This is a genomic window from Vibrio rhodolitus (genome assembly GCF_003350325.1).
GTDB classification, from domain to species: domain Bacteria; phylum Pseudomonadota; class Gammaproteobacteria; order Enterobacterales; family Vibrionaceae; genus Vibrio; species Vibrio rhodolitus.
The window spans coordinates 162,720-186,589 of record NZ_QLYZ01000002.1 but is presented as its reverse complement, the minus strand read 5'-3'; the positions used below and the strand labels follow the sequence as shown (position 1 = coordinate 186,589).

The window sequence follows — 23,870 nt, the reverse complement described above, 5'->3', positions numbered from 1 at the left end:
GAAAACAATGATAATTAAACCAGAAATATCGGGCGTGGTGGCACGGAGTGCGCATCCACTAGGTTGTGAAAAGGCAATCCTTCAACAGATTGATTACGTTAAAAAAGCCGTTCCGATCAAACAGGGTCCTAAACGCATTCTTATTATTGGTGCATCGTCAGGTTTTGGCTTAGCAGCGCGTATCGCGCTGACCTTTGGTGGTGCAAATGCTGATACGATCGGTGTCTCTTTTGAACGTGGTCCTTCGGACAAAGGCGTTGGAAGCGCAGGGTTCTACAACAATCTCTATTTTAAGCAATTTGCGCAAGCGGAAGGTCGTTTAGCCATCAACATTCAAGCCGATGCTTTTTCACCACAGACTAAAGAAGAAGTAATCGAGGCAGTTGAAACTTACTTTGAAGGTGAAGTTGACCTGGTAATTTACAGTGTCGCCAGTGGTTTGAGACCAAATTATGCGACAGGTGATCAATGGCGTTCAGCAATTAAACCGATTGGTGAAGCGGTCTCTGGGGCTTCTGTCTCATTTGAACATGATCAATGGTTTGAATCTGTACTTGAGCCTGCGACAGACGCTGAGATTGAAGGCACCCTGAAAGTAATGGGTGGCGATGACTGGGAAGCTTGGGTGGATGCTTTAATCAATGCTGAATCAATTGCTAAAGGCTGCAAAACCATTGCATTCTCTTATATCGGTCCTGAGCTTACCCACCCGATATACTTAGATGGCACTCTCGGTAGAGCGAAAGTCGATTTACATCAAACCAGTCACTCTTTAAACCTCAAACTAGCTAATTTTTCTGGTGGTGCCTATGCCTCGGTGTGTAAAGCACTCGTTACCAAAGCGAGCGTTTTTATTCCTGGTTTAACCCCTTACCTGATGGCGTTGTACCAAGTAATGAAAGAAAAAGGCACGCACGAAGGTTGTATCGAGCAAATGCAGCGTTTGTTCAGTACGAAACTTTACGGTGTTGATAAAGTGCCTGTTGACGGCGAGCGACTGATTCGTATTGACGATTTAGAGCTAGACCCAGACACACAACAGCAAGTTGCTGAAATCGTTGCGAAAATGAATCAGAGCAATTTTATCGACGCTGCAGATTATGCTGGTATCAAACAAGAATTTATGCAGTTAAATGGCTTTGAATTGCCAGATGTTGATTATAGCGCTGACGTTGATTTAGAAGCTTTGATCGCATCCCTTAACACGGCTGACTAAATCCTCCCTCCCTTTTATCTCAATATTGAGAATTAACATTATTCACGATAAGCCTCCTCACCCACGGGGAGGCTTAACTTGTTACACTCGCGTACAAACAAGAACGAAGTTTCCTACTATTATATTTATAGAGGCATTGGATGCCTCATTTTAGGCTCTTAGCCACCAAGGGATGATTTTTATGTCAAAAATCAATACAAGCGAATTAGTTATTCCTGAGAGTATGAGCGAGAATTGGCAAGTGATTGTCAATTTGATGGCTCAACTTATCCCAGTGCCTTCTGCACTTATCATGCGTATTCACCCGAACTCTATCGAAGTTTTTTCTAGCAACAACAATTGTGAACATCCCTATTCTCCCGGCGACAGTGAGAATCTAGGTCAAGGTTTGTATTGTGAGTATGTTATCGAGAACCAACAGCAACTTTCGGTTGAAAATGCATTGGTTGACCCTAACTGGTGCCACAACCCCGATATCGCTTTAGGCATGGTTTCTTACTGCGGTTTTCCAATAAACTGGCCAAATGGTTGCGCATTCGGCACTATCTGCGTTTTGGATTCAAAACCCAACAAAATCTCTTCGACTGCTGTTGCTCTACTAAATAGCTTTAAAGAGTCAATCGAAGCACAACTAGCAACTCTTTATCAAAATGAACAACTAAAGCTATTAAATGCCGAACTTAAATCGCGAGTCAGCACCCGTACCAAAGATTTAGTTGACCTCAACTTCTCACTCAATCAAGAAATTGACAAACGACGGGCTGCGGAAAAAAAGGTTCTTTACCACCAACGCCATGACTTGGGTACTGGTTTTCTTAATCGCAACTGTTTGGAGTTTGAAGCAACCAGAGCCGTCGATATCACGTTAGAACACCCGCAATATGCTGCGTGTGCGGTTCATATCGGTTTTAGTAACGGTAAGCTTATTCAAAGCAAATACGGTTTTAATGTATGGGAAAGCATCTTAGTGCAGTTGCGCGAAAAGCTCGGTTATCTAACTCGGTATCACCTACAAACTGCGCGACCAACATCGACAGAGTTGGTCTTTCTAATCGAAACCAATCATTTGCAGGAAGATATCGAACAATTTATTCAACAGTTAATCGATGTTAGCCATTCTGAGTTCGAGATTGAAGGACAAGCGCTTCATCTGCATAGTTACGTTGGTGTGAGCACTACTGAGGACGCAACCTCAGGCACTTTACTACTACAGCATGCCTGCGAAGCAATGCGATCATGTAAAGATTCCGGTCACAAGTACACCCGTTATTCTGAATCTATTTCCCTGATACAAAGTGATTTAAATCAGTTAGAAAGCTACCTACTGCAAGCGGTACGAAGCGACGACTTATTGCTCTATTTTCAACCTAAAGTCTCGCCTAAGACGCATCGTTGGACGGGAGCCGAAGCTTTGCTGCGCTGGCGACATCCTGTGTTGGGTGACATTTCTAACGAAGCGCTTATCAAAGTTGCTGAGCAAAATGGCTTAATCTTTGAGGTTGGTAATTTTGTGTTGCGTTCAGCAATCGCCAAAGCATCAGAATGGGCTAACAAGGTCAAAGATTTTAAAATAGCGGTCAACATCTCAGCTGTGCAACTTAAAAACCCTCATTTTGCCGAGCAGATTGAAGACTTGTTGGTCGCTTATCAGTTACCTGCTGAGTACCTTGAGTTAGAAATCACTGAAAGTACGCTCATTGCTGATGAAAATGTGGCACATAAATCCTTGCACTCATTAAACAGACTAGGCGTGACATTGTCACTTGATGATTTCGGAACTGGCTATTCATCGTTCGATTATTTGAAAAAATACCCGTTCGATGCGATTAAGGTTGATAAGAGCTTTATCAAACAACTCGACAGTAATGAACATGATAAAACTATTGTTCAATCCATTATCAAGATCGCGAAAAAGCTCGATTTGTCGATTACCGTTGAGGGCATTGAAACCCTTGAGCATGAGGAATTTATCATCAACGAAGGGTGTGAATACGGGCAAGGTTTCTTCTACGGTCGCCCCATGCCGTGTGATGAATTTGAAATATGTCTGCTGAGTAAACATTTGCCCGAGAACGTAAATCAAACCTTTCAGTAGCTTACCCCTTTACTCTAAGGCGCGCGATTCCTATAATCGCCGCCTAATTTACCAGTCAACTGTGAGTTCAACATGGATCAACTGATCGCAACTCTTAAAAAAATTGAGAAACAGAATTACCGAGCTTTCCAGCAAATCAAAGGTAGCTATGACTTTACCGACTTCACTCTGTTTATCGATTATGTACAAGCTGACCCGTTTGCTTCGGCTTCGAGATTGCGTGCTATTCGTCCATGGTCATTAACCGGACTTGAATGGTTAAAAGAGACCTCTCCTGCTTTTCAAATGGCCGCTCGCGATTTCATTGCTCGCCAGTTCGCTGAATTTGCTAAGCACGAAGCTCACATCAGTATCGCGCTTACCGGACAAACTGTATTAGATTCAACCTCAGTACTATTTACCGAACAAGGTATCGAGCTACGTTTTCGTGCGAATCTGCCTGCGGAAGGTCGCTCTGTGCTAGGTAAAAAAGCGATTAACATCTTAACTTTCCATCTGCCGAAGTTTATTCGCCGTGCGACGATCGAGCGCGAGTTAGATAAGTCAGCTTTAATCGAGCATTGCAAAGTAGTAGAAGATCAGCATGCTTTGCGTCAACAACTTGAAGAGCACAATCTAGTCGCCTTTGTTGGCGATGGCGCAGTTCTGCCACGTCTTGCCGGTAACAGCGATTTACCGATGAAAGACGCAATCACTTTTACAACCCCAGACTCTTTAGCTGTCACGCTAACAACGCCAAACCAAGGTGAAGTTCGCGGTATGGGTATTCCAAAGGGCATTACTTTGATCGTCGGTGGTGGTTTCCACGGTAAATCGACACTGCTAACTGCGATCGAACGTTCTATCTACGATCACATCCCAGGAGATGGTCGTGAGCTGGTGGTAACTAATCAAGCGAGCATGAAAATTCGCGCTGAAGATGGTCGCTGCGTACACAATCTGAACCTGTCAAACTACATTAATCATTTGCCAATGGGTAAAGACACATGTGACTTTTCAACCCAAGACGCCTCAGGCTCAACGTCTCAAGCTGCTTGGCTACAAGAGTCGATTGAAAGTGGCGTAGAAAGCATCCTTATTGATGAAGACACCTCAGCGACCAACTTCATGATTCGTGACGAGCGAATGCAAGCTTTGGTAACTAAAGGTGATGAACCAATCACACCGCTAGTTGATCGTATTGGTCAATTAAGAGATGAATTGGAAATCTCAACCATTGTGGTTATGGGTGGTTCTGGTGATTACTTGGATGTAGCCGATACGGTGATCCAAATGCATGATTATCAGGCTGTAGACGTAACAGCGAAAGCGCAACAAGTTATCGCCCAGCACCCAACTCAGCGCGTAAATGAAAGTGAAGAGTCGCTGGCGACATTTAGACCACGTTCACTTAATCGCGCAGCGTTGCAAACGATTTTACTCGACGGTAAATTCCGCGTTTCAGCCAAAGGCGTTGATTCGCTTCGTTTCGGCAAAGAGTTTACCGATTTGAGTGCACTTGAGCAGATCGAATCACCATCTGAAGTAAATGCAATTGGTTGGCTATGGTTCCAACTAGCGCAGCTACCTGGCTGGTCAAATAACCCAGCAAAAGAGATTGCGCAGATGCTAAACGAAAAGTGGTATGAGTCAATGCCAAGCCAAGGTGACTTAGCCAAACCACGTGTGCTCGATGTTATGGCTGCACTGAGCCGTATGAGAAAAACACAATTTAAAGCGAACAACTAATAACCAAAAAGCGCCAAAGGGCGCTTTTCTTTTATGCTCGCAATACATTCCATGCTTCACACACCAGACGAAAATGTGCGGTATTGCCACTTTGTCGATCAGGATGCCATTTTAGTGCGAGTTTTCGCCAGCGTTTACGGATCTCGATATCGCTCGCGCCTTCGTCTAGTTCAAACACTCGTAGTGCTTTATCTCGAGTGACATCGCCGACTTTTAACTTCTCACTACCAACATAATCTCGATAACGAGTCCAAAATTCATCCAACAGTCGACGAATTTCGCCATGTTCGGCTTCGTAATTTGTCCATTGGGTATAATAATCACGCAGTGGGTCAACACTTTCAACACTCAAATCGAGTCGCCTTCCCCAACCACTGAGCAACGCGATATCCATCGCTTCGACTTGAACATAATGATCGGGATACAGTGTTTCTTGCAGTTGATAAAGCGCATTCATCATCAAAAAGTTACGTTTGAATAAATCTTTATCTGCGCGCTCATCAAGTTGAGGCATCAACTCGAGGTCAATAAGCTCGCTGGCAAGCGTGTGTACTTTCCATCCCGTGGGTTGACGGCGCAATACTTCAAGTATTGGCCACAGTAAGGGGTTTTCAATTTCAGCTATATTGGCAAGACAACAATTTTGCTGCATAACATCCTGAACAATCGACAAGTATTAACTTTAGTTTAGTCCAGATACTTTACTTTTTTGTTCGTTTTTCGAATAGCTATTTGCAGTTCTTTGTTTTGAACTAATCGCACATTTTTTAACTTAACTGCCCTACTTTTCGTCATCATCCTTCTTGATTAATAAAACAGTGTACAAAATAACAATTGAACACCGTTTTATTATCGTATACTCTTTGCCAGAGTCTAATGACTAAAATGGAATAGACGCACTAGGAACAAAATTATGACTACGAATAGAAATATTAAGACGCTGTTACTGCTTACACTCGGGTATTCACTACTGTTCACCTTCTCAGCAATCAACCCTGTATCTCGAGCTGTATGGATTGCTGAAATCATTCCCGTCGTCTTGGCTCTCGGAATCATCTGGTGGATGTCGAAAAGTCATGAATTTTCTAGAACATCGTATATTTTGATGTTTATTTGGATTGGTCTGCATACCATCGGCTCAAAGTATACCTTTGCTGAGGTTCCGTTTGATTGGTTCAACTCACTTATCGGCTCTGCTGATAGAAATCATTTTGATCGAGTAGCGCATTTTTCAATTGGTTTTTATGCATACCCTATCGCTGAATACTTGATTAAGAAATGTAAGGTAACCCCGTCTATCTCTTTGTTGTTTGGTTTGTTTTCAATTATGTCTTTAGCCGCCGCGTATGAAATTATCGAATGGTGGTATGCCGTGATCGCCGGTGGTGAAGAAGGGATCGCCTTTTTAGGCTCTCAAGGCGATATATGGGACGCGCAGAAAGATATGCTTATGGATACATTAGGCGCGGTATCAGCACTAACACTACTCGTGTTTCAGCGGCGCGTATTTTCTTCGAGCCAAGTTAAATAAGGATTAAACCCCTCGCTAAACGGTAGCTGAATGACTTGAGGGGTTTCATAGCAATGGTTTTCTACAATGGTTCTTTCAAGCTCACTGTAGCAAGACTGCTTAGACTTGATCACTAACAATGTCTCATTATCGCAGCACAGTTCGCCGTGCCATACATAGTGACTTTCAATTGGCATTGTTTGAATACATGCCGCTAGCTGTTCTTCTAGGATAGCTTTAATTAACTGATTTTTGTTTTCGTCATTATTTGTGGTTGTTAGCACTACACAATATTTTTGATTCATAAGTAGACCATTGATTGTTAAGTCGATTGTATGAGAGTTTTGGAAGCGAGCGTGTATTATTGATTGTTTTCTTAATTAATTGACACAATTTTTACTGTGCAGATAAAAAACAGTGCTAGGCTTGATTTTGAATCAAAGATCATGAGTTAACTCTCATAGTTTAATTAAAGTACACAAACACCAAGACACTTTAGCTCACATTAAATTAAACTATAAATAAACGCACTAACATTACGCTAACAATAATAATTGCACTACAACAATAATTTCCGCTTACTGCAGGAGCCTACGTGAAAGAAAAGTTATTTGCTATTGATGATATAGATCACTGCCCACTGTGTAACTGTGACGAGTTTCTGATTTCCGAATCAGGTTCGTTTTTGTGTGCTCAGTGTGGTTCATTTTTTGAAAATGTAAACCATATCGTTTCCCATCAAGCGTTTACACCAACGTCTTCACTACCAATTATCTCAACACATTCAATGTTAGCTCATTAAAGATAAAGACCCTTTTCAGGGTCTTTATACTATCTGCGTTACTTCACTCAAACACTGAATCGTTCCCCTAACTCCAGGATAAGATTCCTTACTTAAGCCTGAAATTTGATAGGTTCTTATACCAGCTCGTACACCAGCTTCAAGCCCCTTAGGTGTATCGTCGATATAGATACACTCATCGGGCAAATAGCCCATATTCATCGCAGAATAGAGAATTGAATCAGGTTCGGGCTTCCAGCTATTGGTGTCAAAAGCCGAAAAAACTTTTCCAGAGAAGTAGTTCAGTAGCCCTGTCAACTCAAGTGCATGCTCAACTTTATCTCGTGGTCCGTTAGACACCACACAATACTCAATATTGTTTTGCTCTAAATGATCCAATAACTCTTTCGCCTTAGGCATTGGTCGAAGTTCTGATTCGAACAATTGGCGTAAAATAATTCGGTATTGTGGTTCAAGTACGTCAAGAGATGTGGTTATGCCCAGCCTCTTTTTAGTATCAGTGAGAATATCGGCAAGTTTACCACCAACAAAGTGTTCCATCGCTTGTTCAACACTGAGCTCTGCTCCAAATTTCCTAAACACCGAAGAGAGCGCGCGACAGCAAAGAACCTCACTATCAACAAGAGTTCCTTCACAATCAAAGATGACACATTTGGTTTTATTCATCTAACTTACCTCAGAATGAATATATTATTTTTACCCTCTAAATATTAAAACGATTTTGCGTAACTGAAAGGTTTGAGTTAACAAATCGACCTCTTGAGCATGATAAATTTTTAAAATGTGGGTATATGTCACTTTTGAAATATAACAACTGCATAAGTCCGTATTTATTTATCAGGCGACGCATTTCTTATTTCTATAAATTTATCTATATGTCGTAAAAACAGCGCTGTTAATTGTGGGTCAAACTGCTTACCTTGCTCTTGATTGAACAACTCGATGACTTGATCGATTGTCCATGCTTTCTTATAGCAACGCTCACTCAAAAGCGCATCAAACACATCAGCCACTGCCGTTATTCTGGCAAAAATATGAATATCTTCCCCAGCTAAGCCTTCAGGGTAGCCTTTGCCATCCCAACGCTCGTGGTGTTGATAGGCGACCGTTGCGGCAAGTTTAAAGATGTGACCATCACCCGAGCTTAACAACCTGTGACCGTGTAACGTATGCGTTTGCATTAATGCCCACTCCTGCTCGGTTAACTTGCCTGGCTTTTCTAAGATCGATTCTGATACCGCTATTTTACCGACATCATGCATGGGACTGACGATTTCCAGCAATTCGACATCGCGGTGAGTTAAACCATAGAGTTTTCCTAGCAGAGCCGATACCTGAGCGACTCGTCGAACATGATGACCAGTTTCGCCTGATCGCGTTTCAATCGCATCACCAAGAACCATGATCATGTCCTTCTGGCTCTTCAAGGTTCTTTTTTGCAATCGTACAATTTTCTTGTTTTGCTTATTGATGCGCTTTTTCTGACGAATATAGATCCCTTGGGTAACAATAACCAAAGCCATGCAAAAGAAGATGGAAAGCCCGATACTGACAATCTGCCAGTTTTGCTTTAAATAACTTTGCGGCTGATTGAGGTAAACCGTTTCATCTGGCAGATCGGCAGGTTTAATATTAAACCGTGATAGCGCTTGATGATCGACTACCGTTTGTTCTATGCGCTCTATATCGAGTTCATCACTAAATTTAATCGGCAAAAACTTAGCCAGTGCAACTGCCATCTGCGTACCGATGTGAGTAGAGCGATGAACATAGCCACCGAACACACCATCGGTAATAAAGAACTCCCAAAAGACAAACACGGGCGCGGCACTATTGCTTGCAAACTGGTGCGCTAAATAGTTGTATCCATGGTAAACCCCCTGTTCTGTTTCCGTATTGTAATGGGTTAGTAGCACCGCATCATTGGGGGAGATATTTTGCAAAGACTGCGCGGCTTGGGACAAAGGCAAATCGCGAATTTCTGCCAAAGCTACAGAAGGTTCGTTTTCAAGCGCTCGAACAACCGCTTGATGAATATATTCAGAGGTTTTTGTACGATCAGCAACGTAATAGAGTGTCTTAATGTTTGGTTGGATTGTGGTAATTAGCTCGAGTGTTTCATCTATGGGATCTTGTTCAAATATGATGTGTGAATCGGCTGTCAATGAGTCGAGATTCGCCTCAAGGTTATTGATCCCGCCAGCAATGATCGGCAGACCTTCTAACGGAAAATCATCCCAATCTTGGATTAGTTCTAAAGCATTGTCATCAGAAACGAGCACCGCATCAAACTGGTGATTACGATATTTAGCAATGAAATACTGCTTAAACTCTTGATGGTAATTGGCGTGAGCGATACGTTTACTGTCTAGATATTCTATCGACAGTTTATACAGAGAGTCTGACTGCTTAAGTGCTTGTTCAATACCATCCTGTAGATCTGCGGTCCAACGATATGAAGGCGAGTATGAATGGATGATAAGGATATTTTTACTATGCCACTGCTTTGCGTTCACTTCACCACAAAACAGTGCCAATACTATGAGCGGGATATTTAAAAGTGATTTCACAGCCGTATGGTAATGTTCGTAATTATCTGAACAAACAATACCATACCGAACTCTGCTTAGTTGAAACTATGGTTAGATTTCAAGATAAGCGTCACTATTGAGAGGCATTTCTGTCGATTGCGTAACCTTCTCTATCAAAGCACAAACAAAACTGTTTTGATTTACACTTGGATCTACGTAGAGATCAGAAACCAACAACTCAGCGTTTGATAACGTCACGATTGCTGCTGCGACTGGTTCGCCATCTCTAAAACCTAGAAATAGTTGGCACGGCTCGGAGTAAATAATCTGTGTGAGAAACTCAATGATCATCTGCTGATCCGTCTCTTGCTCCCATCGTTTAGATTGCAGCAATGCAAACATGACGGTGAGTCGATGGAAATCAACCAAATAGATGTCATTTGATTCAAACGGGTTAGCGTCTGAGGGCTTAGAATCCTTATCAAATTTGACGTATTTGCGCTCATCAACCCATGACTTGTAGATCTTGAGACCTTCTAAACTCTCTTTAGTTGGAAACTCAACATCAACTTGTTGATATAGCCATTGATTTTTGGTTGCTGCAATTTGTGGGACCTGATGAGACATTGGTGTCAGCCATATAAAATACACTTTTCGAAGCTTAATCACCTCTAGCGTTGAATACAAGCTTTTCAACGACTCTGTTCGCGCGCTTGTTAATAATTAGCTAATAGACCTATGCTAAAGATTACATTTTGTATAATCTAGAAACGTAACTGCTGCTTTGCTTACCAATTCAGCGACAAGCAGCCATGGTCCACCACTTAAGTCTAGTTAGCGCGATTAAGCGCAACCAACCAGCCACAGTGGCGTTTCACAACCTCTTACTAATTCAAGTTTCACCGTTCGAAAGGATAAATGATGAAAAAACTGCTCGCAGCTGTCTTACTTACTGGTTTGATTACTGGTTGTTCTGACAATGAAGTTGGCGATGTTTCATTGGGAATGTTTACCTTAAAAGACATCAAAATTGAAAATCTAAAAGATGATGTTGTTACTGGGGTGACATGCCATATCGCATCTATTGAAGCAGACCTTAGCCTTGCAGATCCAAGCGATAGCTCAATATCTTGTCGTCAAACTGGTGATATCACTCCTGAGATGATTGCTCAAATTGACAAGAGTAAATCTGGAGAAGTTGTTTTTAAGAAATCCAAAAGTATCTTTTTCAAGTCAATGAAAGTTCGCCGTATTTACGATGCGGAAAACCAGACGCTACTCTACCTTTCTTACACAACAAAAGAGACTGATGGCAGCTTCAAACATAGCTTATCTACCGTTCCGCTATGGGGCACAAAAGCATACGTTGTCAAACCAGAAACAAATTAAACACCAGCCGCTCTTAGAGCGGCTTTCTTTTATCGCTTAAGTTACATCACTCTAGATTTACACTTTCAGCCAAAGCAAACTTGTGGCTTAGATAGCATCACTTGAGTGTAAAGTGCTCTTTGCAAAACTTAACCCACTTCGTTATCGCTCAAAATTGTATCAATCAACATGATGACGCACGTTTTAGTGAAATTTTGATGAAAGGAATCTATCATCAATGTGATATGATGCAGAAAATTTTTAGCACCCCTTAGACCATGAAATTTCCAGGCCAGCGCAAATCGAAGCACTATTTCCCAACTCACGCTCGTGATCCATTGGTAAACCAAGCGAAGCAACCTTCTAAGTTATACCGACCAATCATCGTTGGTGTGGGACAAACTATCGTCGATATCGAAGCTCGTGTTGATGATGAGTTTCTTGCCAAGTACGACTTGAGTAAAGGTCATTCTCTTGTACTTGAAGAAAGCAAGGCTGATGCTCTTTACGTTGAGCTTGTTGAACGTGGCTTGATTACTCACCAATATCCTGGTGATACCATTGGTAATACACTACATAACTACTCTGTGTTGGCAGACAGTAAGTCAGTATTACTTGGTGTAATGTCACGCAATATCGAAGTAGGCTCTTTTGCATACCGCTACCTGTGTCGTACTTCTGCGCGCATGAATCTAAACCACCTACAGATGGTTGAAGGTCCTATCGGTCGTTGCTATACGTTAATTACCGAAGATGGTGAGCGTACTTTCGCAATCAATGAAGGTCACATGAACCAACTTCATCCAGAAAGCATTCCTGAGAGCGTATTTGATAAAGCTTCGGCGTTGGTTGTTTCTTCTTACTTAATGCGTGGTAAACCAGAAGACCCAATGCCTAAAGCAGTAGCGCGTGCAATTGAAATTGCGAAATCGAAGAATGTTCCTGTCGTACTTACTCTTGGAACTAAATGGGTGATCGAAGGCAATGCTGAATGGTGGCAAGAATACCTACGAGAGAACATCACCATCGTTGCAATGAACGAAGAAGAAGGCGAAGCTCTAACTGGTATTTGTGATCCCCTTCAAGCGGCAGACCGTGCTCTAGAGTGGGTGGATCTGGTTCTTTGCACCGCAGGTCCTAATGGTTTATACATGGCGGGTTACAGCGATGTTGAGACACTTCGCGAAACTGACCACATGCTTCAGCACGGTGTTATTTGTGAATTCAATCGCTTTGAGTTTAGCCGTGCAATGCGCAAAGAAGATTGTGACACTCCGCAGAAGGTCTACTCTCATATTGGTCCTTACCTAGGTGGTCCAATTGAGATTAAGAACACTAACGGCGCAGGTGATGCTGCACTTTCCGCTTTGCTACACGATATTGCGGCGAACAGTTTCCATGTCGTTACTGTTCCTGGTTCTACCAAGCATGACCGTTCATACTTAACCTACTCATCGCTTTCGCAAATCTGTAAGTATGCAAACCGCGTGAGTTATGAGGTTCTTACCCAGCACTCTCCTCGCCTATCAAGTGCTTTACCAGAGCGTGAAGATAGTCTCGAAGAAGCCTACTGGGATCGATAATTAGAAAATAAGCCGCTATAGCGGCTTATTTTTTTATCTCATATGGAAACAGCTGTAACTGTTGCTCGCTTAATAGCATACAATCCATCCCAGCTGAGTGAGCAGCCTTTAAGCCTATTTCGGTATCTTCAAATACCAAACAGTTTTTCGCCTCAACGCCTAATTTTTCAGCGGCGAGCAAAAAGGTATCAGGATTAGGCTTATGATTCTCTACGTGATCAGCGCCGACGATCACTTCGATTTTGTCTTCTAAGCCAGACGCACGGATTAAACGCTCAGCGCTATGACTTTGGCTACCGGTACCAATGGCAATCCGCTTAGTCCGGTAAAACTGGTTCAAGATATCAAGCGTTATTTGAATTGGTTGAATATTGTCAGACATCTTGCGAAAACAGTCCATTTTATACTCCGATGCTTCATCGCAATCTATCGACAAATCGTAACGTAGATTGATTTGTTCAAGGATTTTCCTACTTGGCATGCCTCCTAGACTGTGTACCCAATCTATATCAAACGGAAACCCGTAAACTCGCGCGGTTTCATACCACGCCTGAAGATGTGTCGGCATGGTATCGAGTAAAGTTCCATCCATGTCGAAAATAAATGCATGATAGTGTTGAATATTTTCCAATGCTACAACTCCATGTGATTCTAAGCGCATATTATTATCATTCACTTCCTTTCGTTACACTTTTATTACATAATGATTTTCATAACAAATATTACAGCATAACAACATCAGTTTCCCGTCAGTCAAAGATTGGAAGACATTATGAAAATAAAAACAAAATTATACTTACTTGGCGCAGTTGCAATTGTAGGTATCACCTCACTTTTGGGAACAAGCGCTCACTTAACCCAAACCACAGACGAACTAAATCACGCAACGCAACTGACTAAAGACTTGGAAATTCGTCTTCTTAACCTCAGACGCAATGAAAAAGACTTTTTGCTACGCGAAGACTTAAAGTATTTGGATAAATTTCAAGACAATATGGCGACATTTCTCGAGGTAGAATCTGAGTTAGCCAATATTCTCACCTCACATAACTTACCAAGCAGCGCAAGGTTAAAGAGTGACATAGCTCTGTACAATACTGCATTTGAGAATCTCGCCCAATCTTATAGCGTCTACGGCTTAACACCTTCTGAGGGATTACTTGGTGAGTACAACAAACTAGTTACTGAACGAAAAAGTTCATTTTCAAATCAACAGTTAATCAACTTGATCGCCTTTGATAGTCAACTTAAATCCGGAAAGTTTGAGCCCCAGTTACTCGCTAGCAAAGACCCGATAATTGTCGATGCAGCAAAACGTTTGTTCGATCAGAAGAAAGTAATAGGTTTACGTTATGATCAAGGCTTGCTAGGTGAAGCTCGACAAGCTTCGCATGCAGTTGAAAAACAGTTCAGCCAATTTTCGCAATCTTTGAACCAACAAGCAAACGACGAAATTAAGCAGTTAGCCATAATAAAGAACAGTTTGAGCGGCGTTGTCGCAATTATCATCATTGTATTGATCGCGCAAATTGCTCGTTCAATCATGAGCAAAATTGAGTCACTTTTACGAGTGATCCGAGATATATCGGATAACAATGATATATCACTGCGTGCAAACTTAACTGGTAATGATGAGCTTACCGATCTTGGTCGCTACTTTAATCAATTACTCGAAAAGCTAGAAAGCCTGCTTTCCAACACTAAGAACAAAGCTCATGGTCTTTATGACAGTACCTCTAACATGCACAACGAGCTGGAATCCGTGATCTCGCAATTCCAAGTGCAAGCAGAACATACCACGCATATGGCGACTTCCGTACAAGAAATGGTTGCGACAATCCGCGAGATATCGGAGAGCACTTCTGTCGCGGCGGAAGGTGTTCAGCAAGCAAGTATTAACGCCGACGATGGACGTAATGTTGTCGTTGATACCATCGACAATATAACCCAACTTTCAGAGCGCCTTTCAGGTAGCCAAACGTCAATTAGCTCACTAAATCACCATGTCGATAAAATTGGCGATGCGGTCAATATTATTCAAGAAATCGCTGAGCAGACGAACTTACTGGCATTGAACGCAGCTATTGAAGCAGCGCGTGCTGGTGAGCAAGGGCGTGGTTTTGCGGTAGTAGCGGATGAAGTACGCGCTCTTGCAAGTCGAACTCACCAATCGACAACAGAAATCACCAACGTTGTTACTGCTATCCAAAATCAGATGACGACAGCAATGAGTGACATTGAAGAGTGCAACAATCAGGGCAAACAAACGCTCGCTGGGTCAGAAAAACTCGACATGAGCCTTGCACAAATATTGTCAGATATGCAGGGTATTCAAGCCAATTCAGAGCGCATCGCTTCAGCAATTGAAGAACAAGGTGTGGTTATGACCCAAGTTAGCGACTCGATCACCGAGCTAAACACCATTTCAGACAACAATACCCAGTCAGCGAAGCATTGCTTAGTCGAAGTCGACCAGGTAGCGCTACAAGCTTCAGACATGGATAAAGAAGTCGCGATGTACAAAACCTCGGCTTAATAATAAAAAGCCGCCGATAGATGGTAGTCCAGCTATCGGCGGGCAATTGACCAACGAATACTTCATTTACCCGTTATTATTTGGGTCAGTAATGATTAAAGCAAGTTGCTCACTGATAGGATTATTTCCTAGCTGATCTGCGATATTGTTAATTTGAATCGACTGTGACTGACCACCCTTATTTATCGTCAAAGTAACATCATTATCGTTTACTTCGGCGATAACATTTTCGAGAATATCATCAATGGTTTCACCCGGTTCTAACAGATCGCTAAGGTCAATAGAATCCTCTCCAATGGTAAAGTCGCCGATAACGTCAGTACCTCCATCGAAATCCTCAGCTTGCCAAACAAACGTATCACCGCCGCCCAAACCAAATAGAATTTCATCACCAAGGCTTGCTCCCAGGGTATCAATAGATTCACTGCCTTGTTGCAGTAATGACCCCTCAGGTAACACTGTGATATCCACTGGGCTCGTTTTGACTTCTGTATTATCGGCTGTTAGTACAACAACATTGAACGTATAGTTGCCAGGCTCAGCCACGTTTAACGATAGCCCAGATAAATCACCTTGATAATCGCTAACATCAATAGAACCCTTGTTGTCCACGCTTAGTTCATCATTACCTAGCTTGTATTGCGTACCTTCCGGGAGTTCACTGACATCCAGTTTTACTTTAAGCTGATCTAACGACAGTTCGTTACCGGCTAAAGCAACGGTGATATTGTTGATTGGGAAAAAGCCGTCTTCTACACCAACGTTATTCAGTGTTTCAAGCTTGATATTATCAAGTAACGCACCATAGCTATCTGAATCCTCTGACTCAAACACCACTCGATAATCACCACTACCGCTGGTTTGGAAATGTATAATTTCGGATGTCCAGTCTTTATCTTGGTCGTAGGTGTACAAAAGCTCCCTTGATATACCATCAGAAGACTCTAAGAAAATTGCCATCGGTGAGTAGCGATACCCCCGGCGGGCAACATCGAAGGCTAGTGTATAGAACTGCCCTTCACGAGCATTAGAAATTTCCGTATAGAGTTGGTTGTCACCTCGGCGAGCCTCCAATTCGAACACTTGGTTGTTCTTATCATCAGCTAAATTACCTCGATAAATGGGTTCATGTCCGACTTCTATAATGTCATTCTTATTGTCAGTTCCCCAGACACCCTCTGCTCCATCAGCTATTCCCGCTTGGGTATTGGCCGTATTGAGGTTTTCAACATCAAGATAACTCCATTTGTTACCAACATCTATCTGGTCGAAATCATGATACGAAATGATTGAATCTTCCTCTTGTTCAATCAAAACATCAACAATATCCCCTGTCGAAGTGATGCCTCCTATCATCAGTGTAATATCTTCGACACCTTCATCTAGTTCATCAACCAACGTCGGTAATACCACCGAAAACTCACTCACTCCGACCGGAACTGTAACCGTTTGTGAGATCGGATTATAAGTTACGCCGTGTGTAAATTGAGCGCTGCTTAGATCTACATCGTCTAGCGTTGCTTGATCACTCGGTAATCCAATCAGAATGGCAAACTCTGCCGCACTTAATACCCCGGTGTTCAACTCAACACGGAATACCAAATTATCCCCTTCAACCACTGCGTCATCTTGTAAGTAAATGCAATGAACACAAGGCTCAACCGGTTCAGGATTAACAATGATACTAACGGTCGCTTCAGAGAAGCCGCCTTTGTCATCGGTGATCTCATAGTCAAAGGTTGTCGGTCCCGAGAAATCATCATCTAAATCAACGTAGACGATGCCATCTTCCACCCAAATTTGAGCATTGTTCACTTCAGAAACATGAGTAAAGCGGATTGCGTCCGAGTCAGGGTCAAAATCGTTTCCTAGTAACTCCTCTATTGGGATTTGTAGTACTTCACCTTGATTCGCGGCATAAGCTCCTGAACCAGATGCAGTAAAGCCCGTTAAGAAGTAATCAGAAGAGTCCGTACCTCTTGCTGGCTCATTAACAAAATCCACTGCCTCAAACACCACTCGGTCAAAGGCAACATCACCGGAGAAGCTGTAGTTCCCTTGATTACTGCCATCATTAGCAATAAACATTGCGCTTGCGACAGCTGTATTTCCCAAGTAAGCCACCCACTTACCTTGCTCATGATTGCCTTGTCCGCCTTCATTTTTAAACAAGTTGGAAAAAGTAAAGCTGAACTCGGTTGCTGGCTTTTCTAAGTTAAATATAAACTGCTCAGAAATCCCTTCTTCACGATTAAATTGGATCTGATTGGCAGGACCGCCATTTTCATCTCCGCTTACACCACGTTTTAAGCCATCGCCTGAGATTTGCTGAGACTGACCATCATAAGCAGCTTCTATCTCACCCTCATTATATTCCCAAGAGCCCTCGTTGAAGCTACCGTATGCAACACTAAAGCCCTCGGGGTCATCTATCGCAACTGGTGGATTGTTATCAGGTAAACCAAGTGTTACCGTACTTTCTTCACTTACATTATTGTCACTATCTACCGCACGGTAATCAAAAGAATCATCCGGTACGTTAGTTTCTAAATAACGTAGCTCCCAATTGCCGGGGCCCTCGGTACTCAATTCTACATTGGTAATGGAGGCATCAGATGAAGGCGGGACATCAATGGTAATTTCTTTGAATAACTCAGCGTTACCTGACGTCGTCTTAGTGACTAACTGCTCAATCACGGAGCCATCATCTAACGTTACTCGGATAACGACTTTAGTCTCTTTCGGGTGACCTTCTTCAAACCACCCGCCCATGCCATCAAGTCCCAATGTGAGTGAGCCTGCTGGACGTTGGCTCAAATCGATATTAATCGTCTCGCCTTGGTTAATACCATTACCATCTCCCACACCTAATCCATATCCGATGTGGTTTTTATCGCCATAATATTGTGTAGGGACACTGCCGCTAGTTGTTATAAATATTTGGTCGACGACATCATCATTTTCATCGGTAAAGTTAAGCACTCGAATATTGGGGTCGTCTGTGGCTTCACCCCAGTTTAAAAAGGCGGTGGTGCTCTCATCACCCTCTCGACCCTCTGGCTCTTCTTTCACCCCAAGGATGAAGCCGGTAGATTGCTGGTCGTTTTGATAACTAAAAAGCTCAGGATCGAATTTTTGCAGCTCTCCAATTGGCGCACCACCATCGTCAAACAAAGTAAGCATATCTTCAGTAACAGGCTCACCGTCATAGAGTAATGTGCCGGACTTTGGAAGTGAGGTGATCACAACAGATAGTGGTGTATTTACAGCGTCATCTTCTAAGTCGGAAATGTGATCTTCACTAGCAACCGGACTATTAAATCGCACGCTAGCAAGACCATCACTATCTAGTAAAACAGTAAAGTCTTCAGATAGTGGCGGAGTATTTGGGGAAAGAATTGAAGCTATAGACGAAAACTCTCGGAAGATATCAAGCAGTACACCTTGCTGTGTCGTCGATAAACCAAGACGCTCGAAACCTTGAGTTTCAAACAACGTAGCAGCTATCGTTTCATCACCACTACGAAAAACCGTATCGAGCAGAGTGCCGCTCGATGTATCTTCACTACCTGCCCCAGGATCTAGCTCTTCGCTTAGTTCAGCAGGGTCTTGCCCTTGCTCGATCGCCTCTAAAACTTGGTTTACATCATCAGTGATATTCACTTGCGTTCCATCACTGCTGGATAACGTCGCTTGTGCCGATTGTTCAGGACCTTGCTCAATGATTACTTCATTTGGGTTGAGCGACTCTCCCGGGTTTAGAATTCGTGCGTTACCAGAGGCATCTATTACAATAGCTTGCCCTGCTGCTAGCTTAGCGATTGCTGCCAATCCATCATAGCTCATAGCCATCACCGTCCATTATCAAGTACAGGTTCTCAGCTATAATTATTGACTATTTTGACAGCGCGTTATTCCCAGAAAATGAAACTGGCAAGAAAATCAAAGCCAATAACTTGCACCAAACTCATAACGTTCTAATATTTAAAACAATAGAGGCACTAAATATGACCGTCTCAATAATGAGAATGGAGCATTTATTGTTGTCAAACAAAAAGAGGGCTAATTTGCCCTCTTTGTTATTTATGGTGTTGTGTTAGTTATATCATTGAGTAAACGAGATAACTGATCACCGCTGATCTCACCGGCATTAGCATCTAGATAGTTTGCCTGCTCTGCTAACCCCTCTAGTCTAATTTCTTGACTTGCGGAACTATCACCTCTTGACGCATCTACGGTTAATATTACGTCTCCATCATCTGATACAACAGAGCTTAAAATATCGTCCATTGTTTCACCTGAACTGAATAACTCAGAAAGGTCGATAATATCTTCGCCTAGTTCAAAATCTTTAATTGTATCTGCGTTGACTGAGCTTAACGCTTCGAAATCCCAGCTAAACGTATCAGAACCATCTAGACCAACTAAAATGTCAGAATCAGTTTTCGCCTCTAGTAAATCATCGCCATTGGTTGCTATCTGAACTTCACTCGCCAATGGTGATAGCGACGCGTCTAACACATTCACTTCGATATCGTCTGACTTAGCAACGACATCATTTTGGTGTAACACCTCAACAGTAAAATGATATGATCCCTCTTCTCCCACCTCGAGACGAAGGTTGGATAAGTCGGTCAATGTTCCAAGTTCAACCCAGCCATCTTGGTCAAGATCGGTAAAGGTTTGCTCCCCAAGAATGAACTTACTGTCAGATGGCAAATCGTTTAAACGAACTCTGACTTCAAGATCATCATTCGTAATACCAGCGTGTAAATCTGTCGAAAAAGTTATATCAGCTAACGGAAAGGGCTGTGCTTCAAAGCCCACGTTATTGAGTGTTTTTAGTTCAATGTTATCCAGTAAAGCGCCATAACTATCAGTCTCACTCGATTCAAAGACAATTCGATAGTCACCGTTATAGTTGGCGTCGCTTGGAATCTGGAAGCTGATTGATTCTGCCTTCCACTCTTTGCTTGGTTGATAGGTGTATATATCTGCACCGATTTGGTTGCCTTGGGTATCCTGAAGGGTAATTTTCATCGGCGAATCATGCAAACGACGAGCGACCACATCAAATGACAGCGTCAGGAACTGACCTTGTTCGGCTGAAAACTCTGTATAAAGATCGTTGTCACCTTTATGAGCTTCGAGTTCTAATACTTTCTGCTTATCATCATCGGGGTCTTTTGCGCCATAAACAGCATGGTCTCCAACTTCAAAGTTATTACTCTCAGTACCCCATTTTCCTGTAGACCCTTCCAGGAACTTTACATCATCAGCCTTGATATGTTCCCAATTTTTGCTGTTGCTCTCTTTATACTCTACTTGATTGAAATCATGATAAGAAATAACGGTATCGCCTTGCTGACGGATTTCCACTGCATTAACTGCAACTTTTACGGCTGCTTCAATGAGTTCCGAACTTGAAACTAACCCTTTATCATCAGTGATCTGATATTTAAATGAAATCTCATCCACACCTTCAGGTAACTGAACTTTGACGTAATCGCCATCAATCCAAGCTTTAGCACCGTCTGAAACCTCAGAAACATGAGTCAAACGAATATCATCGCCATCAGGATCATAGTCATTGCTAAGCAACTCAGCGATACTAATTGCAATTACCTGACCTTCGAAACCAGAATACTCGCTAGTTCTAGATGCCCGAAACCCAGTAATAAAATAGTCTGACGAATCACTACCTTTAGGTACACCGCCAGTATATTCAACCGCATCAAAAACGATTTTATTAAAAGAACCTGATAAGTCTTCGATATGATAAATACCTTTATTGCTGCCATCATTTGCAATGAAAACTCCAGTATCTACCACGTTGTTGCCATTATAGGTTGTCCAACGCCCCTGTTCATGGCTGTTACTACCACCTTCATTCAAAAACAAGTTGGAGACAGAAAAACTAAAATTATCAACATGGTCTTTTAATTCAATGACAAATTCTTCTGACTTGCCATTTTCAGAGTTGTATTGGATTTGAGCAGCTGGTCCACCATTTACATCATTTGAGACACCTTGCTTCAAGGTGTTTTCATTAACGTTATTACTAATTCCGTCAATGCCGTAGCGCGTAGAAATGTTAGCTACTCCATCATCTGACCAGCGTAAGTTATTATCGATATTAAATGTACCAAGCCTTACTTCAAATGATGTAGGATCATCTATAGCAACAGGTGGCTTATTATCAGCAATCTTAATATCTACTTGGGCTTCTTCGCTGAAATTACCATCGCTATCTAATACTCGGTAATCGAATGACTCATCTTTCAGTTCTGTTTCAAGATAACGTAGTTCCCAGTTACCAGGACCTTCGGTACTGACTTTTACTGAGGCAATACTGGCGCCTTTATGCTCGTGGGGAACATCAATGGTTACTTCGTGGAAAAGCTCACCGTTGCCACTAGTGGTTTTAGTGACTTCTTGCCTTAGAACTTCACCATTGTCTAGGCTGACTTCGATAACCACTTTAGTCTCTTTGCCATGCCCTTTCTCAAACCACCCGCCCATTCCATCAAGACCTAAGGTAACGGAATCTGCCGGACGCTGACTAAAATCAATAACTATCGATTCGCCCTGTTGGATACCATCTCCTTTGCCAACACCAAGACCGTATCCAACATGGTTTTTATCACCTAAGTACTGCATCAAAGTAGCCTCTTTGCCACTTTCTAGCTCAGCTCTTATCGTGATTATGTCATCACTGTCGTCAAACCTAAGCTCTCGTGTCGATGGGTCACCAGCAACCGGTTCCCCCCAGTTTAAAAATGACGATTTACTCTCATCATCTTTTAAATCTGTTTGTGGATCTTTCACGCCAAGAACAAATGTTCCTTCATTTTGATAGGTAAACTTGGTCGGGTCGAACTTAGTACCATCTACTAATTTTCCACTCTCATCAAATGTGGCAAGATCTTCTTCAACAATTGCTCGACGTTCATCTCCTAAACCATAATAAAGCGTACCCGTCGCAGGTAACTCAGTAATTACAATTTCCAATTTTTTTTCATCAAAATGGTCATCTTCATTATCGGAGATTTTGTCATACTTGCTGTTGGTTGAGTTGAATTTAATGCTAGCGAAGCCATCGCTGTTCAAATTTACACTGAAGTCTTTCGCTTCTGGAGGGTTGTCGTCAATGATTTGAGAGATTGCTGTCGCAGGGGTGTCATTTTTCACGTAAAGGCTGTCAGAAGTAACCTCTAACGTTAGGCTTTCTGAATAGTTTTCATCTTTAACGCCGTCATCACTGACTTTAACATAGACAATAAGCTCTTTATCACCCGCTACTATGATTAGCTCTTCAGCGGTTACGGCGTTATAGCCACCAGCGCCATCTGAGAGATAGAATTTGTTTGAGTAATCGTCACTACTTTCGGCTAAGTCTGTATCTATCCCAAGATTAAGGTTTAATAAAACGTCTTCTGTAACCGCTTCATCCAATGTAATAGTGAATGGCAAATACGCATCATCCGCCTCTTTGATTGTTGGCTCTGTGGTTACAGACAGCAAAGCAACAGGAAGAACATCAACATCGACCGTGACGGTGTCAGTGCCACCTTTTCCATCGCTGACTTGAATTTGGAATTTATCGCTACCGTTGTAGTCGGCATTTGGCGTGTAAGTCCAGTTTCCGTTTTCATCGATAACAACCTGACCATTAGAAGGACCGTTATTGGCATCTAAAAGGTAACTCAACTGATCATTATTACCATCAGTAGCATCAATTTTACCGCTATAGGATTGATCTTCTCTAGTCACGATGGCTTGAGATTGACCAACAGGGTCAAGGTTTTGCTCAACGGTATCTGAAATTGCTCTTGAGAAAAAGCTTACCTGCTCGACGACAGCATCAAACTGCTCTCTTGAAACACCCAGCTCTTGAAAACCGAGTGTTGTGAACCGGGTCTCTGCCATTGTTTCATCGCCATTGCGCGCTAATGATGCCGAGCCTGAAATACTTGAACCATTATCTTCACCTGCCGCGGTGGCAAATGAGTTATTGAGTTGCGTTGGGTCTGCGCCTTGCTCTAAAGCAGCAAAGATCTGTGATACATCGTCACTAATGTCGGTATCATTGCCGTTAACACCGACAATACTCGCCTGCACATCTGTGTCTTCTTGTGCTGATTCGCTCAACAATAACTCACCAGGCTTTGGGATTTCGCCGGGTTTGAGCATCCTGACATTACCGAATTGGTCGATCACCATGGTTTGACCAAACGCCAAATTACCGAGTGTTATAAATGCTTCCATTTTCATTGTCGCCACCTAGCCTATTCGATTGTTATATGTCAAGAACTTGTATTGATAATTTATACATTCATTCCGTTATTAATCTACCATCATATGCAACAATCAATAAACTTAAACACCCACACACAACTCGAGAGATCACAATAGTTTAACAATGCTCACAATTTTATATTTCTATCAATGTGACAAAATATCATTATTGAGACACCAATTTTGACTAGCTAAACCAAAAG

16 protein-coding genes are annotated in these 23,870 nt (G+C 42.3%); 8 read left to right on the top strand and 8 right to left on the bottom strand.

Annotated features, from left to right (window positions below):
* Window positions 1–7: 7 nt before the first annotated feature.
* The 3 genes from fabV (at window position 8) to DPF93_RS02695 (ending at window position 5,039) form a co-directional block, all read left to right on the top strand.
* Window positions 8–1,216 carry an enoyl-ACP reductase FabV gene (gene fabV / locus DPF93_RS02705; RefSeq protein WP_114764682.1) on the top strand — a complete coding sequence of 403 codons (1,209 nt, stop codon included), beginning with the start codon at window positions 8–10 and terminating at the stop codon, window positions 1,214–1,216.
* 181 nt (window positions 1,217–1,397) lie between these two features.
* The gene (locus DPF93_RS02700) at window positions 1,398–3,311 is read left to right on the top strand and encodes a bifunctional diguanylate cyclase/phosphodiesterase (RefSeq protein WP_114764681.1); all 1,914 of its coding nucleotides are present in this window, start codon (window positions 1,398–1,400) and stop codon (window positions 3,309–3,311) included.
* A 72-nt stretch (window positions 3,312–3,383) separates the two neighbouring features.
* Window positions 3,384–5,039 carry an ABC-ATPase domain-containing protein gene (locus DPF93_RS02695; protein WP_114764680.1) on the top strand — a complete coding sequence of 552 codons (1,656 nt, stop codon included), beginning with the start codon at window positions 3,384–3,386 and terminating at the stop codon, window positions 5,037–5,039.
* 31 nt (window positions 5,040–5,070) lie between these two features.
* Here the strand turns inward: DPF93_RS02695 and DPF93_RS02690 are convergent, their stop codons facing one another.
* On the bottom strand, window positions 5,071–5,691 hold the full coding sequence (locus DPF93_RS02690; protein WP_114764679.1) for a DNA-J related domain-containing protein: 621 nt from the start codon (window positions 5,689–5,691) through the stop codon (window positions 5,071–5,073).
* 261 nt (window positions 5,692–5,952) lie between these two features.
* Between DPF93_RS02690 and DPF93_RS02685 the strand changes: the two genes are divergently transcribed.
* Window positions 5,953–6,570, top strand: a complete 618-nt coding sequence (locus DPF93_RS02685) for a DUF2238 domain-containing protein (protein WP_114764678.1) — start codon at window positions 5,953–5,955, stop codon at window positions 6,568–6,570.
* On the opposite strand, the gene cutA is transcribed toward DPF93_RS02685, so the two are convergent.
* Window positions 6,534–6,854, bottom strand: a complete 321-nt coding sequence (gene cutA / locus DPF93_RS02680; protein WP_114764677.1) for a divalent-cation tolerance protein CutA — start codon at window positions 6,852–6,854, stop codon at window positions 6,534–6,536. The two genes, DPF93_RS02685 and cutA, sit on opposite strands and share 37 nt — an antisense overlap.
* Before the next feature lie 290 nt (window positions 6,855–7,144).
* Here cutA and DPF93_RS02675 point away from each other — a divergent pair, with 290 nt between their 5' ends.
* Window positions 7,145–7,351 carry a hypothetical protein gene (locus DPF93_RS02675; protein WP_244204666.1) on the top strand — a complete coding sequence of 69 codons (207 nt, stop codon included), beginning with the start codon at window positions 7,145–7,147 and terminating at the stop codon, window positions 7,349–7,351.
* Window positions 7,352–7,375: 24 nt separating this feature from the next.
* On the opposite strand, the gene DPF93_RS02670 is transcribed toward DPF93_RS02675, so the two are convergent.
* The 3 genes from DPF93_RS02670 to DPF93_RS02660 all read right to left on the bottom strand — a co-directional run bounded on the left by DPF93_RS02670 (window position 7,376) and on the right by DPF93_RS02660 (window position 10,509).
* Window positions 7,376–8,017 (bottom strand): HAD-IA family hydrolase, encoded by a 642-nt coding sequence (locus tag DPF93_RS02670; protein ID WP_114764676.1) that lies wholly within the window; start codon window positions 8,015–8,017, stop codon window positions 7,376–7,378.
* Window positions 8,018–8,181: 164 nt separating this feature from the next.
* Complete coding sequence (locus tag DPF93_RS02665) at window positions 8,182–9,921, bottom strand: HD domain-containing phosphohydrolase (RefSeq protein ID WP_164675296.1); 1,740 nt, start codon at window positions 9,919–9,921, stop codon at window positions 8,182–8,184.
* Window positions 9,922–9,993: 72 nt separating this feature from the next.
* Window positions 9,994–10,509, bottom strand: coding sequence for a flavodoxin (locus DPF93_RS02660; RefSeq protein WP_114764675.1), 516 nt, complete (start codon window positions 10,507–10,509; stop codon window positions 9,994–9,996).
* Between the two features lie 294 nt (window positions 10,510–10,803).
* Between DPF93_RS02660 and DPF93_RS02655 the strand changes: the two genes are divergently transcribed.
* Window positions 10,804–11,271, top strand: coding sequence for a CreA family protein (locus tag DPF93_RS02655; RefSeq protein WP_114764674.1), 468 nt, complete (start codon window positions 10,804–10,806; stop codon window positions 11,269–11,271).
* A 257-nt stretch (window positions 11,272–11,528) separates the two neighbouring features.
* On the top strand, window positions 11,529–12,833 hold the full coding sequence (locus DPF93_RS02650; protein WP_114764673.1) for an inosine/guanosine kinase: 1,305 nt from the start codon (window positions 11,529–11,531) through the stop codon (window positions 12,831–12,833).
* Between the two features lie 25 nt (window positions 12,834–12,858).
* Here DPF93_RS02650 and DPF93_RS02645 read toward each other — a convergent pair whose 3' ends face one another.
* Window positions 12,859–13,494: a beta-phosphoglucomutase family hydrolase gene (locus tag DPF93_RS02645; protein ID WP_114764672.1), complete on the bottom strand. Its 636-nt coding sequence runs from the start codon at window positions 13,492–13,494 to the stop codon at window positions 12,859–12,861.
* 111 nt (window positions 13,495–13,605) lie between these two features.
* Between DPF93_RS02645 and DPF93_RS02640 the strand changes: the two genes are divergently transcribed.
* Window positions 13,606–15,369, top strand: coding sequence for a methyl-accepting chemotaxis protein (locus DPF93_RS02640; protein WP_114764671.1), 1,764 nt, complete (start codon window positions 13,606–13,608; stop codon window positions 15,367–15,369).
* 66 nt (window positions 15,370–15,435) lie between these two features.
* Here DPF93_RS02640 and DPF93_RS02635 read toward each other — a convergent pair whose 3' ends face one another.
* A complete protein-coding gene (locus DPF93_RS02635) occupies window positions 15,436–19,215 on the bottom strand; it encodes an Ig-like domain-containing protein (RefSeq protein WP_164675295.1) in 3,780 nt (1,259 codons plus the stop codon).
* Window positions 19,216–19,452: 237 nt separating this feature from the next.
* Window positions 19,453–23,643 carry an Ig-like domain-containing protein gene (locus DPF93_RS02630; RefSeq protein ID WP_114764669.1) on the bottom strand — a complete coding sequence of 1,397 codons (4,191 nt, stop codon included), beginning with the start codon at window positions 23,641–23,643 and terminating at the stop codon, window positions 19,453–19,455.
* Window positions 23,644–23,870: the final 227 nt, after the last annotated feature.